Annotated in this window: 16 protein-coding genes; 10 read left to right on the top strand and 6 right to left on the bottom strand. The window is 69.3% G+C overall.

Going from position 1 to position 15,592, the window contains the following annotated elements:
* Positions 1-98: 98 nt before the first annotated feature.
* From KI388_RS10575 to KI388_RS10565, 3 genes are all read right to left on the bottom strand, one after another.
* A complete protein-coding gene (locus KI388_RS10575; protein ID WP_215086595.1) occupies positions 99-1,475 on the bottom strand; it encodes an MFS transporter in 1,377 nt (458 codons plus the stop codon).
* Positions 1,472-2,227, bottom strand: a complete 756-nt coding sequence (locus KI388_RS10570) for a TetR/AcrR family transcriptional regulator (protein WP_215086594.1) — start codon at positions 2,225-2,227, stop codon at positions 1,472-1,474. The genes KI388_RS10575 and KI388_RS10570 overlap by 4 nt, the downstream gene beginning before the upstream one ends.
* A 172-nt stretch (positions 2,228-2,399) precedes the next feature.
* Positions 2,400-2,594: a cold-shock protein gene (locus KI388_RS10565; RefSeq protein WP_004046659.1), complete on the bottom strand. Its 195-nt coding sequence runs from the start codon at positions 2,592-2,594 to the stop codon at positions 2,400-2,402.
* 186 nt (positions 2,595-2,780) lie between these two features.
* Between KI388_RS10565 and sdhC the strand changes: the two genes are divergently transcribed.
* The 6 genes from sdhC (at position 2,781) to KI388_RS10535 (ending at position 7,584) form a co-directional block, all read left to right on the top strand.
* Positions 2,781-3,206: a succinate dehydrogenase, cytochrome b556 subunit gene (sdhC, locus tag KI388_RS10560; RefSeq protein WP_215086593.1), complete on the top strand. Its 426-nt coding sequence runs from the start codon at positions 2,781-2,783 to the stop codon at positions 3,204-3,206.
* 1 nt (position 3,207) lies between these two features.
* On the top strand, positions 3,208-3,579 hold the full coding sequence (locus tag KI388_RS10555; protein WP_215086592.1) for a succinate dehydrogenase hydrophobic membrane anchor subunit: 372 nt from the start codon (positions 3,208-3,210) through the stop codon (positions 3,577-3,579).
* 7 nt (positions 3,580-3,586) lie between these two features.
* Entirely contained in the window at positions 3,587-4,477 is an 891-nt protein-coding gene (locus tag KI388_RS10550; RefSeq protein ID WP_215086591.1) for a succinate dehydrogenase/fumarate reductase iron-sulfur subunit, read from the top strand.
* 53 nt (positions 4,478-4,530) lie between these two features.
* Positions 4,531-6,360 carry an FAD-binding protein gene (locus tag KI388_RS10545; RefSeq protein WP_215086590.1) on the top strand — a complete coding sequence of 610 codons (1,830 nt, stop codon included), beginning with the start codon at positions 4,531-4,533 and terminating at the stop codon, positions 6,358-6,360.
* A gap of 264 nt (positions 6,361-6,624) precedes the next feature.
* Positions 6,625-6,852, top strand: coding sequence for a TrmB family transcriptional regulator (locus KI388_RS10540; protein WP_215086589.1), 228 nt, complete (start codon positions 6,625-6,627; stop codon positions 6,850-6,852).
* 96 nt (positions 6,853-6,948) lie between these two features.
* Positions 6,949-7,584 (top strand): uracil-DNA glycosylase family protein, encoded by a 636-nt coding sequence (locus tag KI388_RS10535; RefSeq protein ID WP_215086588.1) that lies wholly within the window; start codon positions 6,949-6,951, stop codon positions 7,582-7,584.
* Positions 7,585-7,627: 43 nt separating this feature from the next.
* Here KI388_RS10535 and KI388_RS10530 read toward each other — a convergent pair whose 3' ends face one another.
* Positions 7,628-8,791, bottom strand: a complete 1,164-nt coding sequence (locus KI388_RS10530) for an NAD-binding protein (protein ID WP_215086587.1) — start codon at positions 8,789-8,791, stop codon at positions 7,628-7,630.
* Between the two features lie 119 nt (positions 8,792-8,910).
* On the opposite strand from KI388_RS10530, the gene KI388_RS10525 reads away from it, so the two are divergent.
* The 4 genes from KI388_RS10525 to KI388_RS10510 all read left to right on the top strand — a co-directional run bounded on the left by KI388_RS10525 (position 8,911) and on the right by KI388_RS10510 (position 13,083).
* Positions 8,911-10,179 (top strand): TrkA C-terminal domain-containing protein, encoded by a 1,269-nt coding sequence (locus KI388_RS10525; RefSeq protein WP_215086586.1) that lies wholly within the window; start codon positions 8,911-8,913, stop codon positions 10,177-10,179.
* A gap of 98 nt (positions 10,180-10,277) precedes the next feature.
* Positions 10,278-11,612 carry a TrkA C-terminal domain-containing protein gene (locus tag KI388_RS10520; protein ID WP_215088783.1) on the top strand — a complete coding sequence of 445 codons (1,335 nt, stop codon included), beginning with the start codon at positions 10,278-10,280 and terminating at the stop codon, positions 11,610-11,612.
* 22 nt (positions 11,613-11,634) lie between these two features.
* On the top strand, positions 11,635-11,919 hold the full coding sequence (locus KI388_RS10515) for a ubiquitin-like small modifier protein 1 (protein ID WP_215086585.1): 285 nt from the start codon (positions 11,635-11,637) through the stop codon (positions 11,917-11,919).
* A 39-nt stretch (positions 11,920-11,958) separates the two neighbouring features.
* Positions 11,959-13,083: a deoxyhypusine synthase gene (locus KI388_RS10510; protein WP_215086584.1), complete on the top strand. Its 1,125-nt coding sequence runs from the start codon at positions 11,959-11,961 to the stop codon at positions 13,081-13,083.
* A gap of 579 nt (positions 13,084-13,662) precedes the next feature.
* Here the strand turns inward: KI388_RS10510 and KI388_RS10505 are convergent.
* Together KI388_RS10505 and KI388_RS10500 are read right to left on the bottom strand one after the other, a co-directional pair.
* On the bottom strand, positions 13,663-14,583 hold the full coding sequence (locus KI388_RS10505) for a metal-dependent hydrolase (protein WP_215086583.1): 921 nt from the start codon (positions 14,581-14,583) through the stop codon (positions 13,663-13,665).
* Positions 14,584-14,738: 155 nt separating this feature from the next.
* Positions 14,739-15,488 carry a hypothetical protein gene (locus tag KI388_RS10500; RefSeq protein ID WP_215086582.1) on the bottom strand — a complete coding sequence of 250 codons (750 nt, stop codon included), beginning with the start codon at positions 15,486-15,488 and terminating at the stop codon, positions 14,739-14,741.
* Between the last annotated feature and the right edge of the window lie 104 nt (positions 15,489-15,592).

Here is a 15,592-nt window from a genome sequence, read left to right as displayed (position 1 = left end):
GTCCCTCGCGCGTGCTCCTCACGCCCTGCGGGCGTTCGGAGGCACGCGCCACAGCCTATCTACCTATAAATCGTGTCCACGGGTCGAAGGCCGCCTGACTACGAATCCGCGGCGGTCGACCGCTCGCTCGGCCCCGTCTCGCCCGTCGCGTGTCCGGGGAGGAAGGTCCCGGTCTCCCGGCGGACGCCGACGAGGAGCACGGCGCCCGCGGCGAGCGGGAGGACGGCGCAGGCGGCGTAGATGGGAGCGAACCCGACCGCCTCGATCAGCGGGAGCGACACCATCGGCCCGAGACCGCCGCCCACGTCGCCTAAGACGTTGTTCGTCCCGGAGGCGCGGCCCATCCGCTCGTCGGGGGTGAGGTCCGCGAGCAGCGCCATCATCGGGCCGCTCGTCCCGCCCTGTCCGGCGCCGATGAAGACGCAGGCGAGGCCCAAAGAGAGGACCGACCCGGCCCGAGCGAGCAGCAGGAAGCCGACGAACGAGACGACGAGGAACGTGAGCAAGATCGGCGTCCGGGAGTCGCGGGCGTCGGAGACCCGTCCCCCGACGAGCATGAAGAACGCCGCCGAGAGGACCGTGCCGGCCATGAACAGCCCGGAGGTCCCCTGTGGGGCGAGGCCGAACAGCGAGATGTCGTTCGCGCCGAGGAATAAGACGAGCGTGGAGAACAGCGCGCCGACGTACGCGAACATCAGCCCGAAGTTGACCAAGCCGACCGTCAGGGCCGGGACCGCGGTGTCGACCTCCCACGGCCTGATCGAGTCCCCGGAGCGGTCGCCCGTGACGTGCGTCTCCGGGACGTAGCGGTGGGCGACGACGCTGGCCGTGAGCGCGAACGCGGCCGCGACGACGAACGCGGCGACGTTGCCCGCCACCGCGGAGACGACCCCACCGAGCACGAGGCCGGCCGGGAACCCCATCGTGATCCCGCCGCGGACGATCCCCATGTTCGTCCCGCGCGACCCGCCGTCCGAGAGGTCGGCGGCGATGGTGTAGGCGGTCGCGAACACCGCTGCGGAGCCGAGCCCCCAGAGGACCCGCGCGAGCAGGAACCACGTCTCGGGCGCGACGGCGACCCCGATGGGGGCGAACCATTCCTCCGCGCCGACGACCAGCGGGCCGGCCGCGAGCGTCGGCAGCGACGCCGCGAGCGGGCGGAGCGACTCGGCGGGCGGCATCGCGAGCGCGACGACGTAGCCGAGCGTGGCGACCCCTTCGACGAACAGGCCGACGACGAACGGCGTACGCGTCCCGTACCGGTCGACGAGCGCGCCGGCGGGCGCGTTCGCGACGAGTCGCACCCACCGGTTCGCGGAGAGGATCACGCCGACCATGAACGCCGAGATGCCGAGGACTGCGCCGAGGTTCGGGAGGATGGGAAAGACGACGCCGCCGCCGAAGCCGACGAAGAAAGTGCTCGCGATCACCGCGAGCAGCACCGGCGGCGGCCGCTCGAACCCGAGGCGGCTCATTCGGAGTCGTCCGCGGGCGCGTCGGCCGCCGAGCCGTCGGCACTCCCGTGGGTCTCCGAGCCGTCGCTCGCCTCGGCGGCCTCGTCGTCGTCAGGCCCCCGCCGGAGCGCCTCGATCGCCGCGTCGAGCGGCGGCAGTTCGACCCCGTCGACGAGCAGCGGTTCGACGATCCGCCGGAGCGTCGCCTCCGCCACGGTGCGCGTGTAGCCGTCGGCCTCGTCGTCGCGCACGGAGCCGGCGAGGGTGATCTGTCGGGTCCGCGCGCCGTCGAGGGTCGCCACGATCATCGCCGCCGTCTCCTTGACGTCGACGTCGCGGAAGACGCCGGCGTCGATGCCGTCCGCGAGGATGTCCGCGACGGTGCCCCGGAGCAGGCGGTCGCTGCGCGCCAGCTGCTCGCGGATCCGCTCGTTGAACGGTCCCTGCGTCCGCAGCTCCAGCAGGGCGATGTGGAACGCCTCGCGGTCGGTCTCGTCGGGGGCGAAGACGAACCAGCCGATGAACTGGACCAGCCGTTCGACGGGCGGGTCGTCCGCGCGGGCCGCGATCCGCTCCTCGGAGTCGGAGACGATGTACTCCAAGAAGGCGACGAGCAGGTCCTCCTTCGTGTCGTAGTGGTAGTGGAGCAGCGACTTGCTCTTCGAACACTCGTCCGCGATGTCCTGCATCGTCAGGTCGGCGTAGCCGTGAGCGCGGAGGGCGCTGTACACCCCGTCCATGATCTCTTCCGCCGCGCTCGGCGAGTCGCTCATTGACTGACTGGTCAGTCAACGAACGGTAAATCCCTATCGGTCGGGACCGCCGCCGGCGAAACCGCTCGCCGCCCGCGCGGTCCCGTCGGCCGGGGACGGAACGCCGTCCGGCGCGGCCGCTCGGGGAGTGAAAGCGTTCGAAAAGCCGATTCGCCTCGGTGTCGTCGTCGACTTACAGACGGGTGACGTTCGTGGCGCGCGGACCCTTGTCCGCCTCCTCGATGTCGAACTCGACTTCCTGACCCTCTTCGAGGTCCGGGCCGCCGACGTCCTCCATGTGGAAGAACACGTCCTCGTCCGCGTCGTCAGTCTCGATGAATCCGTAGCCGCCAGTGTCGTTGAAGAAATCGACTTCGCCTTTCGCCATTGCGACCGGACAAGCGGGACTGGCACATAAAAGGCTTCCGCGACGACCCGGGGCGTGGAACGGCCTCGCACGGATCTGATCGGAGGTGCTCGCCCCGCCCGCGAGACGCGGCCGAGTTTCGGGACGCGGGAGCGAGCAACTCCGTGTTAGAAACTACTATACGAACGGGGTTCAGAACCGTTAGGTATGAGTCAGTCGTACAATCGAGGCCTCATCGAGGACTTCGGCCGCTGGCGGGAGTTCGAGGCGGGGATGTGGGCGTGGATCTTCCACAAGTTCACGGGATGGGTGCTCATCGGGTACCTGTTCACGCACATCGCCGTGTTGAGCACGGGGATACCGGCGGCCGGCGCGAGCGAAGCGGCGATCGCCGCGGGGAACGACGTGTACACGCAGACCATCGTCTCTCTGGAGGGACTGCTGCTCGTGCGCATCCTCGAGGTCGGCCTGCTGGCCGTCGCCGTCTTCCACATGCTCAACGGGACCCGGCTCCTCCTCGTCGACCTCGGCGTCGGGCTGGACGCACAGGACAAGAGCTTCTACGCGTCGCTGATCCTGACCGGAGCGATCACCGTCGCGTCCGTGCCGACGTTCATCGCGGGGGCGTTCTGAGATGGCAGAGCGCTACTCCTCGTTCCAGTCGGGCGGCCGCATGTGGTTCCTCCAGCGGGTCACGGCGGTCTTCCTCTTGGTCGTGTTGGCGTTCCACTTCTTCCTGCTTCACTTCGTCCACCACGCCGACGAGGTGACGTTCGCGATGAGCGCCGGCCGCATGGAGTCGCTGAGCTACTACTCGCTGATGATCCTCTTCCTCGTGACCGCGACGTTCCACGGGGTCAACGGCGTCTACAACGCCCTGTTGAACCAGGGGCTCACCGGCACGAAACGCACCGTTATCAAGTGGACGCTCGTCGCCGCGAGCGTCGTGCTGATCGCGCAGGGAATCCGCACCGCGAACGCGTGGGCGGGCATCGGACTCTACTGAACCGACAATGAGCACGCAAATTCCGAAGCAGACCGAGGAATCGACCGAGACCGACGCCGAGACGGAGCCGGCCTCGAAGGGCGACGAGCGCCGCGCCGAGAAGCGCCGCCGCGCGGCGGAACGTCGCGAGCAGCGGCAGGAGGAGGAGGCCGAGAAGGCGGCCGCCGACGACAGCACGGTCGAGCTGAAGGTGTTCCGCTACGACCCGCAGGTCGAGGGGAAACAGGAGCCGCGGTTCGACACGTTCCACGTCCCGTTCACGAAGGGGATGACTGTCCTCGACGCGCTAATGTACGCGCGCGACACGTACGACTCCTCGCTCACGTTCCGCCACTCCTGCCGGCAGGCGGTGTGCGGCTCCGACGCGATGTTCGTCAACGGCGGTCAGAAGCTGGCGTGTAAGACCCAGATTTCGGACCTCGAACAGCCGGTCCGCGTCGAGCCGCTCCCCCACGCCGAGGTGACGAAGGACCTCGTCGTCGACATGGAGCACTTCTACGAGCAGATGGAGGCCGTCGAGCCGTACTTCCAGACGAACGAGTACCCGGACGGGGAGCTCGAAGAGCAGCGACAGGACCGGGAGAACCGCGAGAAGATCAAGATGTCCACGCGCTGTATCTGGTGTGGCGCGTGTATGTCCTCGTGTAACATCGCCGCGGGCGACAACGAGTACCTCGGCCCGGCCGCGATCAACAAGGCGTACCGGTTCGCGATGGACGAGCGCGAGGGCGAGGAGATCAAACAGAAGCGGCTGGAGATCATCGAGCAGGAGCACGGCGTCTGGCGGTGCCAGACGCAGTTCTCCTGTACGGAGGTGTGCCCGAAGGACATCCCCCTCACCGAGCACATCCAGGAGCTGAAGCGGGAAGCGGTCAAAAACAACCTGAAATTCTGGTAATCCCGACAGACAGTATCAAGGGACTCCGGAACCTACGAAATTACATACCAACAATGTACGAACACGACGTCGTCGTCGTCGGGGCCGGCGGGGCTGGACTCCGGGCGGCGATCGCGGCACAGGAAGCGGGCGCGGACGTGGCGATGGTGTCGAAGCTCCATCCCGTCCGGTCGCACACGGGCGCGGCAGAGGGCGGGATCAACGCGGCGCTGCGCGACGCCGACTCCTGGCAGGACCACGCGTACGACACGATGAAGGGGTCCGACTACCTCGGCGACGCGCCGGCGGTCGAGGCGCTCTGTCAGGAGAGCCCCGAGGAGGTCATTCGCCTCGAACACTGGGGGATGCCGTTCTCCCGCGAGGACGACGGCCGCGTCTCCCAGCGGCCGTTCGGCGGCCTATCCTTCCCGCGAACGACGTATGCGGGCGCCGAGACCGGCCACCAGATGCTCCACACGATGTACGAGCAGGTGGTCAAACGGGGAATCACGGTGTACGACGAGTGGCACGTGATGGACCTGGCCGTCACCGACGAGGAGGACCCCGCCGAGCGGACGTGTCACGGCGTGGTCGCGTACGACATCCAGAGCGGAGAGATCAGCGGCTTCCGCGCCGAGAACGGCGTCATCCTCGCGACGGGCGGGATGGGACAGGTGTTCGACCACACCACGAACGCGGTGGCGAACACCGGCGACGGGGTCGCGATGGCGTACCGCGCCGGCGTCCCGATGGAGGACATGGAGTTCATCCAGTTCCACCCGACGACGCTGCCGTCGACCGGGGTCCTCATCTCCGAGGGCGTCCGCGGCGAGGGGGGTATCCTCTACAACGAGGACGGCGAGCGGTTCATGTTCGAGCACGGCTACGCGAACAACGACGGCGAGCTCGCCTCCCGCGACGTCGTCTCCCGCGCCGAGCTGACGGAAGTCAACGAGGGCCGCGGCATCGAGGACGAGTACGTCCACCTCGACATGCGCCACCTCGGGGAGGAGCGCATCCTCGACCGCTTGGAGAACATTCTCCACCTCGCGGAGGACTTCGAGGGCGCCGACGGGCTCACGGAGCCGATGCCGGTCAAGCCCGGCCAGCACTACGCGATGGGCGGCATCGAGACGAACGAGCACGGCGAGACCGCCATCGACGGGCTGTACGCGGCCGGCGAGTGCGCCTGCGCGTCCGTCCACGGCGCGAACCGCCTCGGCGGCAACGCGCTGCCCGAACTCATCGTCTTCGGCAAGCGCGCCGGTCGCCACGCGGCCGGCGAGGAGATGGGCGAGGCCGAGATCGAGACCGGCCGGTCCGGCGACTGGCAGCCCGCCGACTACGAGTTCGGGATCGAGGTCGGTGAGGCTGGCGGCTCGGACCCGGCCGCGGCCGACGGCGGCGCCGTGGCGACCGACGCCGAGAGCGTCGTTGGGGGCGCGGTCGACCGGGCGCAGGAGCGCGTCGACGAACTGCTCTCCCGGGACGGCCGCAACCACGCGGAGATCCGCTCGGCGGTCCAAGAGACGATGACGGCCAACGTCAACGTGTTCCGCGAGGAGGGGCGGTTAGAGGAGACGCTGGCGGACCTCCGCGAGGCCCGCGAGGCGTACAAGGACGTCGCGGTGTCGGACCCGTCGCGGACGTTCAACACCGACCTCATCCACACCATCGAGACGCGAAACATCCTCGACCTCGCGGAGGCGCTGACGATGGGTGCGCTCGCCCGCGAGGAGTTCCGGGGCGCTCACTGGCGGAAGGAGCATCAGGAGCGGAAAGACGAGAACTGGCTGAAACACACGCTCATCTCGTGGAACGACGGCGAGCCGGAGCTGTGGTATAAGCCGGTCGTCCTCGAGGGCGAGAACAAGACGTACGAGCCGAAGAGCCGCTCGTACTGACCCGGTCGGCGCCGCTCGCTCGCCCGCGGCGGAGCGAGGCGGACCGCCGCGCCCCGCCCGAACGATCCGGATCGTTCACGATTCCGTATCCGTCGACGGTCGAAAACCGTCGTCGATATTCGTCTAGTTCGCCCTCGTCGATCGACGTTCTGTTCGAGAATCGGGCGAAATCGGTCGACTGGGACGCTTTCGACGCACTTCCGACTGTTTCGACGAACGTTGAATAGGGGGTTTATTATCGTCGAACCCAATCTGTCGAACAAGATGATCGAGACGGAAACCGCGTCCGCGGCGGCCCCGGCGCTGCCCCGGGAGCTTCAGTCCCCCCGTGCCAAGCTCGTGTACCTGTACCTGACCACGAACGGCGACGCCACGGTCTCGGAGATGGGCGAGTCGCTGGACATGAAGAAGCTCTCCCTGTACAGCATCCTGAAGACCCTCCGCAACGAGGGGCTCGTCGACTGCGACGGCGACTGTTACGTTCCGAACTGAGCGCCCCCGGTGACGCCTCGTTCCTCCGACGCCGCTGCCCCGCTGCTCCCGTCTCCGCGCCGGAGCGTTTAGGGGCGCGGGGCGCCCACGTCAACCGTGGACGCGAATCAGACGGAGTTCGAGAACCCGTTCGCGATGGACGCCGACTGCGAGAACTGCGACGGGCTGTGCGGCGCCCGCGACCGCGTCGTTCACGGCTACGGCGACGTGGGCGCCGAGTTCCTCGTGGTCGGGACGGCGCCGACCGAGGCGGCCGAGCGCAACGGCGTCCCTTTCACCGGCTCGGGCGGCGGCGAGCGCGTCCAGTCGATATTCGGTGACCTCGGCTTCGTCCGCTCGGAGCCGGACGCGGCGGAACCGGACGTCCAGAACCTGTTTTTCACCAATCTCACGCGGTGTCGACACCCCGACCGCGGCCCGACGGACCGGGAGGTCGAGACCTGCGAGCCGTTCCTCAACGCCGAGATACGGATGATCAACCCCCAGATCATCGTCCCGGTCGGGGAGCGCCCGCTCCGCGAGCTGGCGGTCGAGTACACGACGCGCCGGCCCGACTCCTTCGACGTCGACGCGGAACACGCGACGACGATCCGCGGGCGGGGGTTCGAGCTGGTGCCGATGAGAGAGCCGGCGGAGATGACCGACGCCGAGGCCGACGCCTTCCGCGACCACATGCGCGAGAACGTGTTGAGCCGGGACTACCGACAGACGAAGGGGCGGCAAAGCCGCTGAGTCGGGGAGCCTGCGGACCGCCGTTCACCGCGCGCCGCGCCGTTCAGTCGTCGAGGTCGACGTCGTCTAAGATTCCCTCCGTCGCGTCCCTGCTGTCCGCGCCGAACGCGCAGTCGACGAGGATGTGCCCGCCGAGCGTCGACGGCGAGATGACCTGATCCGCACCGGCGCGCCGGAGCTTGTCGACGTTCTCCCGCTGGGTCACCGCCGCGACGATCCGCACGTCCGGGTTGAGCTGGCGGGCGGTGAGGATGGCGAGCGCGTCGCGGGCGTCGTCCTCGGTCGCGGCGACGACCGCGCGGGCGCCGGAGAGGTTGACCCGTTTGAGCGGGTCGACGTCGCTGGGATCCGCGGTGAACACCGGAATGTCGCGGTCGGCGAGCCGCCTCGCGGCGGTCTCGTCGGGCGTCACCACGGCGTACTCGACGCTGTCGCGGGCGTCGAGCTCTTCGAGTATCGGTTCCGTCAGGTCCCCGTAGCCGAGGACGAGGACGTGGTCGTCGAGGAGGTCTATCTGTCTGTCTGTCATCTTTCCGAGCGCCTTGGAGAGCTGCGCCTCGATGGCGGGCGTGAGGAGGACCCCGAGCGCCACCGCGAAGGCGGCGACGTTCATGACGAGCGAGGAGAGCGCGAACAGCTGGGCGATGTCGGTCGCCGGGCTGATGTCCCCGTACCCGACCGTCGACGCGGTGACGACGGTGAAGTAGAACGCGTCGACGATCGTCTCGGCCCCGTTGAACTGATCGCGGAGCGCGTACGTGCCGACCGTGCCGTAGGAGACCGCCGTCACCAGCGCGGCGCCGGCCGCGAGCTGTGTCGGTGACGGGGAGTACGACCTGTCGAACCGCCCCCGGTTGATCACGAGCGTCGGCACCGAGAGGGCGGACAGCGCCACCAGCGGGAACGACAGCACCGACGCCTGCATCAGCCCCTGAAACGCGGTCAGCGGGAGCAGGACCGCCGTGGAGTACCAGCCGACCCGGTAGCCGTTCCGCAGCGCGAAGCCGCTGCCGAGCATCGAGAAGCCGGTGATCGTCCCGGTGAACCCGACGGTCTGCTTGACCACGTCGGGGACGTGGGGAGCGAGCGGGCCGGAGACTCCCAGCCCGCCGATCTGCGCGAGGCCGGCGAGGATCGACAGCACCGCGACCGCGAACGTCAGGAGGATCGACGCTCGGACGGTCACCCAGTCCCGGGTCAGCTCCATACCTCCGCCTGACCGAGACCGTACTTAAACCCCGCGAGGCCGGGCGACGCCTACGGCTCCGGCGATTCACCCGACGCCGCGCCGACACAGGTTTAACCGCGCCGCCGGTTGGGGGGCGTATGTCGCTGCCCGTCGAGATCGTCTTCGGCGTCTACCTCGGCGTCATCACCGGGATCGTCCCCGCGCTGGTGGCCGGGACCCTCGGTTTCGTGTTCAAGTACGTGACCGACGTGACGATCCCCGGGCTGGGGGTGGTCGTGCTGTCGCTCGCCATCGCCGGCGTCAACGGCGGGCTCCTCGCGCTCAACGACGAGACGATCCGGTCCTCGGAGCGCGCGCCGGCGATCCTCACGGCGATCGTCGTGGTGTTGATGCTCTCGATGTACGCCCACGCGCAGGGGGACCGGCTCGGCGCCAGCGTCCCCAAGCGGATATCGCTCAGACAGCTCCGCGACCGGACGCTCTCGACCGACGTGATCGAGCTCGTCGGCGGCCGCGGGCGCGTCTCCGTCGAGGTGACCGGCGAGGTGAACGACATGGAGGGGTACCCGCCGCTGCCCGCCGAGACGCGCACGGCGATCCGCGACGGCGACTGGACGTTCCCGGCCGACCTCCCGCTCGCGGAGCTGGAGGACCGGTTCGCGGAGCGGCTCCGGACCGAGCTCGACCTGGCCGACGTGGCGGTCCGGATCGACGAGCAGGCGCGCGCGACCGTCTCCGCCGCGCCGCCGACGGGCGCGCTCTCGAAGCGCGTGCCGGCCGGGAAACGCGCGGTGTCGGTCTCGGCGCTGGTCCCGACCGGGATCGCTCGCGGGGACGTGGTCCGCGTGATCACGCCCGAACTCAGGACCGAGGGCGCCGTGCTCGCGGCCCGGTCGAGCGGAAAGCCGGAGTCCGGCGCCGGCGCGGCGCCGAAGCCGGAGGCCGCCGCGGGTGACGACCCGAACCCGGACGACGACCTGCGGACCGACGGCGGGGCGGACCCCGTCGCCTCACCGCCGGCCGCGACCGCGCCCACGACCACCGGCGGCGAGGGCCGGGTGACGCTCGCCGTCGGCCGCTCGGAGGCGGCCGTGCTGCTCGGCGCCGATCGGGGTCGCGTGCTGGTGCTGTCGCGGGGCACCCGTCGCGAGTACGAGCTCACGGCCCTGTTGCGCCGGGCCGGGAAGCGGTTCCGGAAGGTATCGGTCGCCGCCGGCGGGCCGCTGGACGGCCACACCATCGGCGAGGCCGGGATCCGCGAGGCGTACGACGTGGCCGTCCTCGCGGCCCGCCACGAGTCGTGGACGATCGCGCCGGACGGCTCGCAGTCACTGTCTGCGGGCGACGACCTGTTCGTCGTCGGGAGCCGCGACGCGCTCGACCGGTTCGCAGAGGTGGCCGCGTGAGCCTTCCGCTCGCCGCCCTCGCCGGTGCGGACGCGGTCGCGGCGGTCGTCGACGCCGGCGCCGTCGCGGGCGGTCTCGGCGTCGCCGCCGCGGTCGACGTGGGCTTCGCCCGGCCGCGGCAGGCGGCGGTCACCCTCGTCACGTTCGCGGTCGTCGCCGCGCTCGTCGCGGGGAGCGCGGCGCTGGCCTACCGCTGGTACTTCCGGACGGAGATCCCCGAGGGAGTGACCGGGCTGATCGGCGTCTCCGTCGTCGCCTTATACCTCAACACGACCTCGCTGGGATCGGTCGCGATCGGCGACAACCCCGCCCTCTTGGCGCCCGAGAGCGCGTTCTTCAACCTCGTCTCGCTCGGCGTCGCGGCGGGAACCGCGCCCGTCGGCCGGTACGCGGGCGACCGGCTCGCCGTCGACGTGTTCGCGCTCTCCGGCGCCAAGCAGCTCGAAGGCGAGCTGAGCGGGATCGTGCGCGCGGTCGGGCGATTCATGGCGGTGACGCTCCCCCCGGCCGACGACATCGCGGACATGGACACGTACGACCCCGTCTCTTCGGAGAAGAAGGCCGAAATCGCGGAGAAGACCCTGCTGTTCCCGCGGAAGCTTTCAGAGACGGACCTCCGGGAGCGGCTCGTCGCCCGGATCAAAGACGAGTACGGCGTCGGCTACGTCGACGTCGACCTCGACGAGGACGGCATGGTGGAGTACTTCGCCGTCGGCTCTCGCGCCGCGGGGCTCGGCCCGACGCTCGCGCCGGGGTCGGCGGCGGTCGCGGTCGCGGCGGACCCGCCGAACAACGCCACCGTCGGCGACACGGTCCAGCTGTGGCGCGACGACCCCGGGCCGAAACGCGTCGCGACCGGCGAGCTTCGCGGCGTCGCCGGCGACGCCGTCACCGTCGCGCTCGACGAGTCGGACGCCGAACGGCTGACGGAGGAGGGCGGGTACCGGCTCGTGACGCTCCCCGCGGAGCCGCAGGCGGACCGCGAGTTCGCCTCCCTGCTGCGCAACGCCGACGAGACGATGGCCTCCGCGGCCGTCGCCGCCGGGAGCGACCTCGACGGGAGCACAGTCGACGGGGTCGGCGCCGTCGTCGCCGCGGTCCGCCCGGCGGAGGGGTCGGTCCAGCCGATCCCGCCGCGCTCGTACGCGTTCGGCGCCGGCGACCTGGTGTACCTCGTCGGCCGTCCGGACGCTATCCGCCGGTTCGAGGCGGCCGCAACGGCGCCGGACGAGGACGGTGCGGCCGGCGGGTCCGAGTCCGCGGACGAGGGAGGCGAAGCACCCGACCCGCACATCGACACCGCCGGCGATGACGACGGTTCCGACGCGGACGCCGACACCGCCGCCGACGACGATCCGGACCGCACCGATCCGCCCGCCGACGACGATCCGGACCGCACCGATCCGCCCGCCGACGGGACGCAACGCTCTTGAGTCGCCCGCGCGGGGATCCGCTATGGAGTGGAAGCTGTTCGCCGACCTCGCGGAGATCGCCGGCGACCGCGCGGTGACCGTCGACGCGGATCCGGGCGACACGGTCGGAGACGCGCTCGACGCGCTGTTGGACGCGCACCCGGCCCTCCGGGACCGCGTCATCGAGGACGGGACCGTCGCGGACCACATCAACGTCCTCCGGAACGGGCGCAGCGTCCGCCACGACGAGGGGCTCGACGCGACGCTCGAAGCGGGCGACGAACTGGCGCTTTTCCCGCCCGTGAGCGGCGGCTCGGCCGGTCGGTAGATCGGTCGTTTCAAACGCGCGCCGACCCCATCGAGAGCCATGACCGACAGCGACGAGCGGACGCGAGACGACGCCGCGGGCGGCGACAACGCCGAGGACGGCAACGACGCCGGTGATGGCCACGACGCCGGGGACGACCACGGCGACCACGACCCCCACCGCGAGGAGTTCGGTGAGGACCCGGTCGGCCACACCCGCGCGACCGCCGGAATGACCGTGAGCGAACTCGTCGACGGCTACGGCGACGCGGGGATCGGCGCCGCCTCGGTCAACGAGGCGGGCGACGTGCTCGCGGAGATGTTCGAGAACGACGACTGCACCGTGTTCCTCTCGCTCGCGGGCGCGATGGTCCCCGCGGGGATGCGCCGGATCGTCTCCGATCTCATCCGCGACGGCTACGTCGACGCCCTCGTGACGACCGGCGCGAACCTCACCCACGACGCCATCGAGGCGATCGGCGGGAAACACCACCACGGGCGCACTCACGACCCGGAGAAGAGCCTCCGCGAGCACGACGAGGGGCTTCGCGACGAGGGGGTCGACCGCATCTACAACGTCTACCTCCCGCAAGAACACTTCGCGGAGTTCGAGGGCCACCTCCGCGAGGAGGTGTTCCCGGCGCTGGAGGCCGACCCGGACGCGGAGGGGACCGACGCCGTCTCCATCGCGGACCTCACGCGCGAACTCGGCCGCGCGAACGCCGAGGTGAACGAGCGCGACGACGTCACGGAGGGGCCGGGCGTCGCGGCCGCCGCCTACGAGTGCGACGTCCCGATATACTGCCCGGCGGTCCAAGACTCGGTACTGGGGCTTCAGGCGTGGATGTACGCCCAGACCGCGGACTTCACGCTCGACGCCTTAGCCGACATGACCGAACTCACCGACCTCGCCTTCGACGCCGACGACGCGGGCTGCCTGCTCGTCGGCGGCGGCGTCCCGAAGAACTTCACGCTCCAGACGATGCTCGTCACGCCGCGCGCCTACGACTACGCCGTCCAGATCACGATGGACCCGGAGGCGACCGGCGGGCTCTCCGGCGCGACCCTCGAAGAGGCGCGCTCGTGGGGGAAACTGGAGAAGGACGCGCGCAACGCCTCCGTCTACGGCGACGCGACCGTGATGCTCCCGATGCTCGTCGCCGCCGCCCGCGAGCGCGTGGAGTAGCGCCGCGAGTGCGATTCCGACCGCGTTATCATTTATAAATAATCTGCGGTGGCGCGTGCCTGCGAGCGGCCGGGGGCCGCGAGTCACAAGGGACCTCCGGTCCCTCTGGCAGCCGGCGCGAAGCGCCGGCGACAGCACGCGCGAGGGAGTCGGCCGACCGAAGGGAGGTCGACGAGGCTGGGGAGGCGTGAGGCTGTGGTTGCGGTGCTGTGAGTGGACTCAAATCCCGAGCCGCGAGGGCGAGTACGATCGCTGTCGTTCGAGACGGCTTCGGCGCCCCGTGATGTCGCCAGGGTGCTCCGCATTCTGGCCGCTAACCGGGGCAGAGCGTTCCGGTGATGTCGTCAGAACGCTTCGCGTTCTGACTGCTAGCCGGAAATCCCCAATCTCCGGCGATGAAGAGAGAGTTCCGCTCTCTCGAACCGCGCTCCTCGGTCGGCCGCCATCGCTCTCTCCCTGCGGTACTTCCGTCGTCTACGTCAACCTCGCAGTTGGGGCTTTGGAGGTGCCGTCCGTCGGCTTTGTAGCAGATATTTATAATCGAGCGGCTGGTGCTTCGAGCCGTTCCCCGTCGACCCGTTAAAAAAGTAGATACGCGACGCCGTACCCGACCGCCCCGACGGTCACCGCCGCCGTACCGGTGACGATGGTTCCCAGCGTATCGACCGGCTTCGCGAACGGGTAAGACGGGATCCCAGTCCCGATCACGCTCAGCGCGAGGACGCTGAACACGAACACCGACGCGTCGTGAATCGTCGGCGGCGGAATAACGAAGACAGCCCCGGCGTACCCCGTCCCGAGCCCCGCCCGCAGGCGAATTAGTTGGCGGATCGAAACGCCGTGCGAGCGAGCGTACGTCCGTATCCCCAGCCAAACGGTTCCGATTTCGATGAGGAACGCCGCGAGCAAGTGGAGCGTCGGATCAGGGTGTAAGGTAATTCGGTGACTCACCAGCGTCGCGTCGAACGGATACAGAAACAGCGGCGGCGTGCCGGTCACCAAGTCTCCGAACGGATGGGATAGCAACCCGATAGACGCCGCAGCCAGTACCCACCGTGCGGGGACGCCGCGTCGTCGAGCACCCGTCGCGACCGCCGCGCCGGCGACGGCGTACACCGCGGTGACTCCCGCGACGACGCCTCCACCGGCCACACCGGCAACGGCGATCAACCCCGCGATAACGCCCGCACCGGCGACGTGTCCGATTCGTCGGCCCGTAGCTAGGAACGCGACGCCGACGGCGAGAACACCGCCGAAGAGGAGCGAGTGGGTCGGGCCTCGATGAACGACGTTCGCCGTGTTCCAGAACGCGTCCGGGTCGACCGTCTGAACGGACTGAAGGGCTAACCCGACCGGAGCGTACACGATGTCCACGTCAGGCACGAGCGCGAACAGCGCGGCGAGCGCGCCGAACCGGAGCGCCCTGTCTCGGCAGACGCCGAGCCGTCTCGCGGCCAGCGCTCCGACGGCGAACGCCGCGAGACTGTGCCCGACGAACATACCTGTAGTTTCCGTTTAAAAGTAATAAGCATCTCGCGTCGCGGGAGCCGCCGAACGGCACGATCGGTCCGTTCACGGCCTCGAGCGTCGCGTGCGGGGCAAACGAGATGGATATGGTTCGCCGTCACCGTCGATGCCGGTCCCGCAGTTGCGACTCACTCCTCGCCGCCGTCGGGTTGGCCGATCGGAGCCGGATCGGTGTCCGGCGAACGCCCCGGGAGCCAGTCATCGATGTTGGTGGCGACGTAGTCGCGGCCACCGAGACCGAACGCGATACCGATCGCGAGAGCGATGCCCGCGGCCAGCCCGTAAGCCGCCGCCTGCGCAAACGTGTTGAGGATCTGGACGTCAACACCCATCGTGCCCAGTCCGATAACGAGCGCGATGAAGTACAGGAACACGCGCATCCCATCGGCGAATACACCGGTGTAGTCGGTCTCCGTGACCGTCTTCGTGTTCGCGACGATCTCGGCGAGGAAGTCGGCGAGAACGAACCCGATGACGACGATGAGCGTCCCCGCGACGAACGCCGGCAGATACGAGACCGCGGTCGCCATCCACTCGGACAGGAGTTCGACCGCGAGGGCATCGGCCGCCGCGAGTATCGCTAGCGCGTACACGAAGTAGGCCGCTGAGCGTCCGATACTCCGGGATATCGCCTTTTCAGTCCCACCTAGCACACCGCCGAGCGGCGTTTTCATAACGAGCCGATCGATCTGAGTCCGGTCGGCGACGCGTCGAACGGCGCCGCCCGCGAGACGACCGACGACCCAGCCGATGAGCAGGATGACTACTGCGCCGGCGAGCTGCGGTAGGAAGCTGATCACTGCCGCGACGGCCTCTTGGAGGTAGTCGGGAACGCCCGGTGCACTGACCTGTATGACGACGCTGTCCGTGAATCCCATGGTTCAGAAGAGAGCGCATATCAATATTGTTATTTACAACGATACTTACCACACGCTTCGGCAGCGGTCGGTTAAGATGGCGTGAGATGCGGGCGCACGTGGCG

Origin of the sequence: Halorubrum sp. 2020YC2, from assembly GCF_018623055.1 — an archaeon.
Classification (GTDB): Archaea; Halobacteriota; Halobacteria; order Halobacteriales; family Haloferacaceae; genus Halorubrum.
Note: the sequence above shows the minus strand (reverse complement) of the source record. Positions and strands in the feature narration are given on the sequence as shown.

Excerpts from the sequence above, each read along its gene's own strand:
- KI388_RS10575 (WP_215086595.1), bottom strand. The coding sequence starts at position 1,475 with ATGAGCCGCCTCGGGTTCGAGCGGCCGCCGCCGGTGCTGCTCGCGGTG.
- KI388_RS10570 (WP_215086594.1), bottom strand. The coding sequence starts at position 2,227 with ATGAGCGACTCGCCGAGCGCGGCGGAAGAGATCATGGACGGGGTGTAC.
- KI388_RS10565 (WP_004046659.1), bottom strand. The coding sequence starts at position 2,594 with ATGGCGAAAGGCGAAGTCGATTTCTTCAACGACACTGGCGGCTACGGA.
- sdhC (WP_215086593.1), top strand. The coding sequence starts at position 2,781 with ATGAGTCAGTCGTACAATCGAGGCCTCATCGAGGACTTCGGCCGCTGG.
- KI388_RS10555 (WP_215086592.1), top strand. The coding sequence starts at position 3,208 with ATGGCAGAGCGCTACTCCTCGTTCCAGTCGGGCGGCCGCATGTGGTTC.
- KI388_RS10550 (WP_215086591.1), top strand. The coding sequence starts at position 3,587 with ATGAGCACGCAAATTCCGAAGCAGACCGAGGAATCGACCGAGACCGAC.
- KI388_RS10545 (WP_215086590.1), top strand. The coding sequence starts at position 4,531 with ATGTACGAACACGACGTCGTCGTCGTCGGGGCCGGCGGGGCTGGACTC.
- KI388_RS10540 (WP_215086589.1), top strand. The coding sequence starts at position 6,625 with ATGATCGAGACGGAAACCGCGTCCGCGGCGGCCCCGGCGCTGCCCCGG.
- KI388_RS10530 (WP_215086587.1), bottom strand. The coding sequence starts at position 8,791 with ATGGAGCTGACCCGGGACTGGGTGACCGTCCGAGCGTCGATCCTCCTG.
- KI388_RS10525 (WP_215086586.1), top strand. The coding sequence starts at position 8,911 with ATGTCGCTGCCCGTCGAGATCGTCTTCGGCGTCTACCTCGGCGTCATC.
- KI388_RS10515 (WP_215086585.1), top strand. The coding sequence starts at position 11,635 with ATGGAGTGGAAGCTGTTCGCCGACCTCGCGGAGATCGCCGGCGACCGC.
- KI388_RS10510 (WP_215086584.1), top strand. The coding sequence starts at position 11,959 with ATGACCGACAGCGACGAGCGGACGCGAGACGACGCCGCGGGCGGCGAC.
- KI388_RS10505 (WP_215086583.1), bottom strand. The coding sequence starts at position 14,583 with ATGTTCGTCGGGCACAGTCTCGCGGCGTTCGCCGTCGGAGCGCTGGCC.
- KI388_RS10500 (WP_215086582.1), bottom strand. The coding sequence starts at position 15,488 with ATGGGATTCACGGACAGCGTCGTCATACAGGTCAGTGCACCGGGCGTT.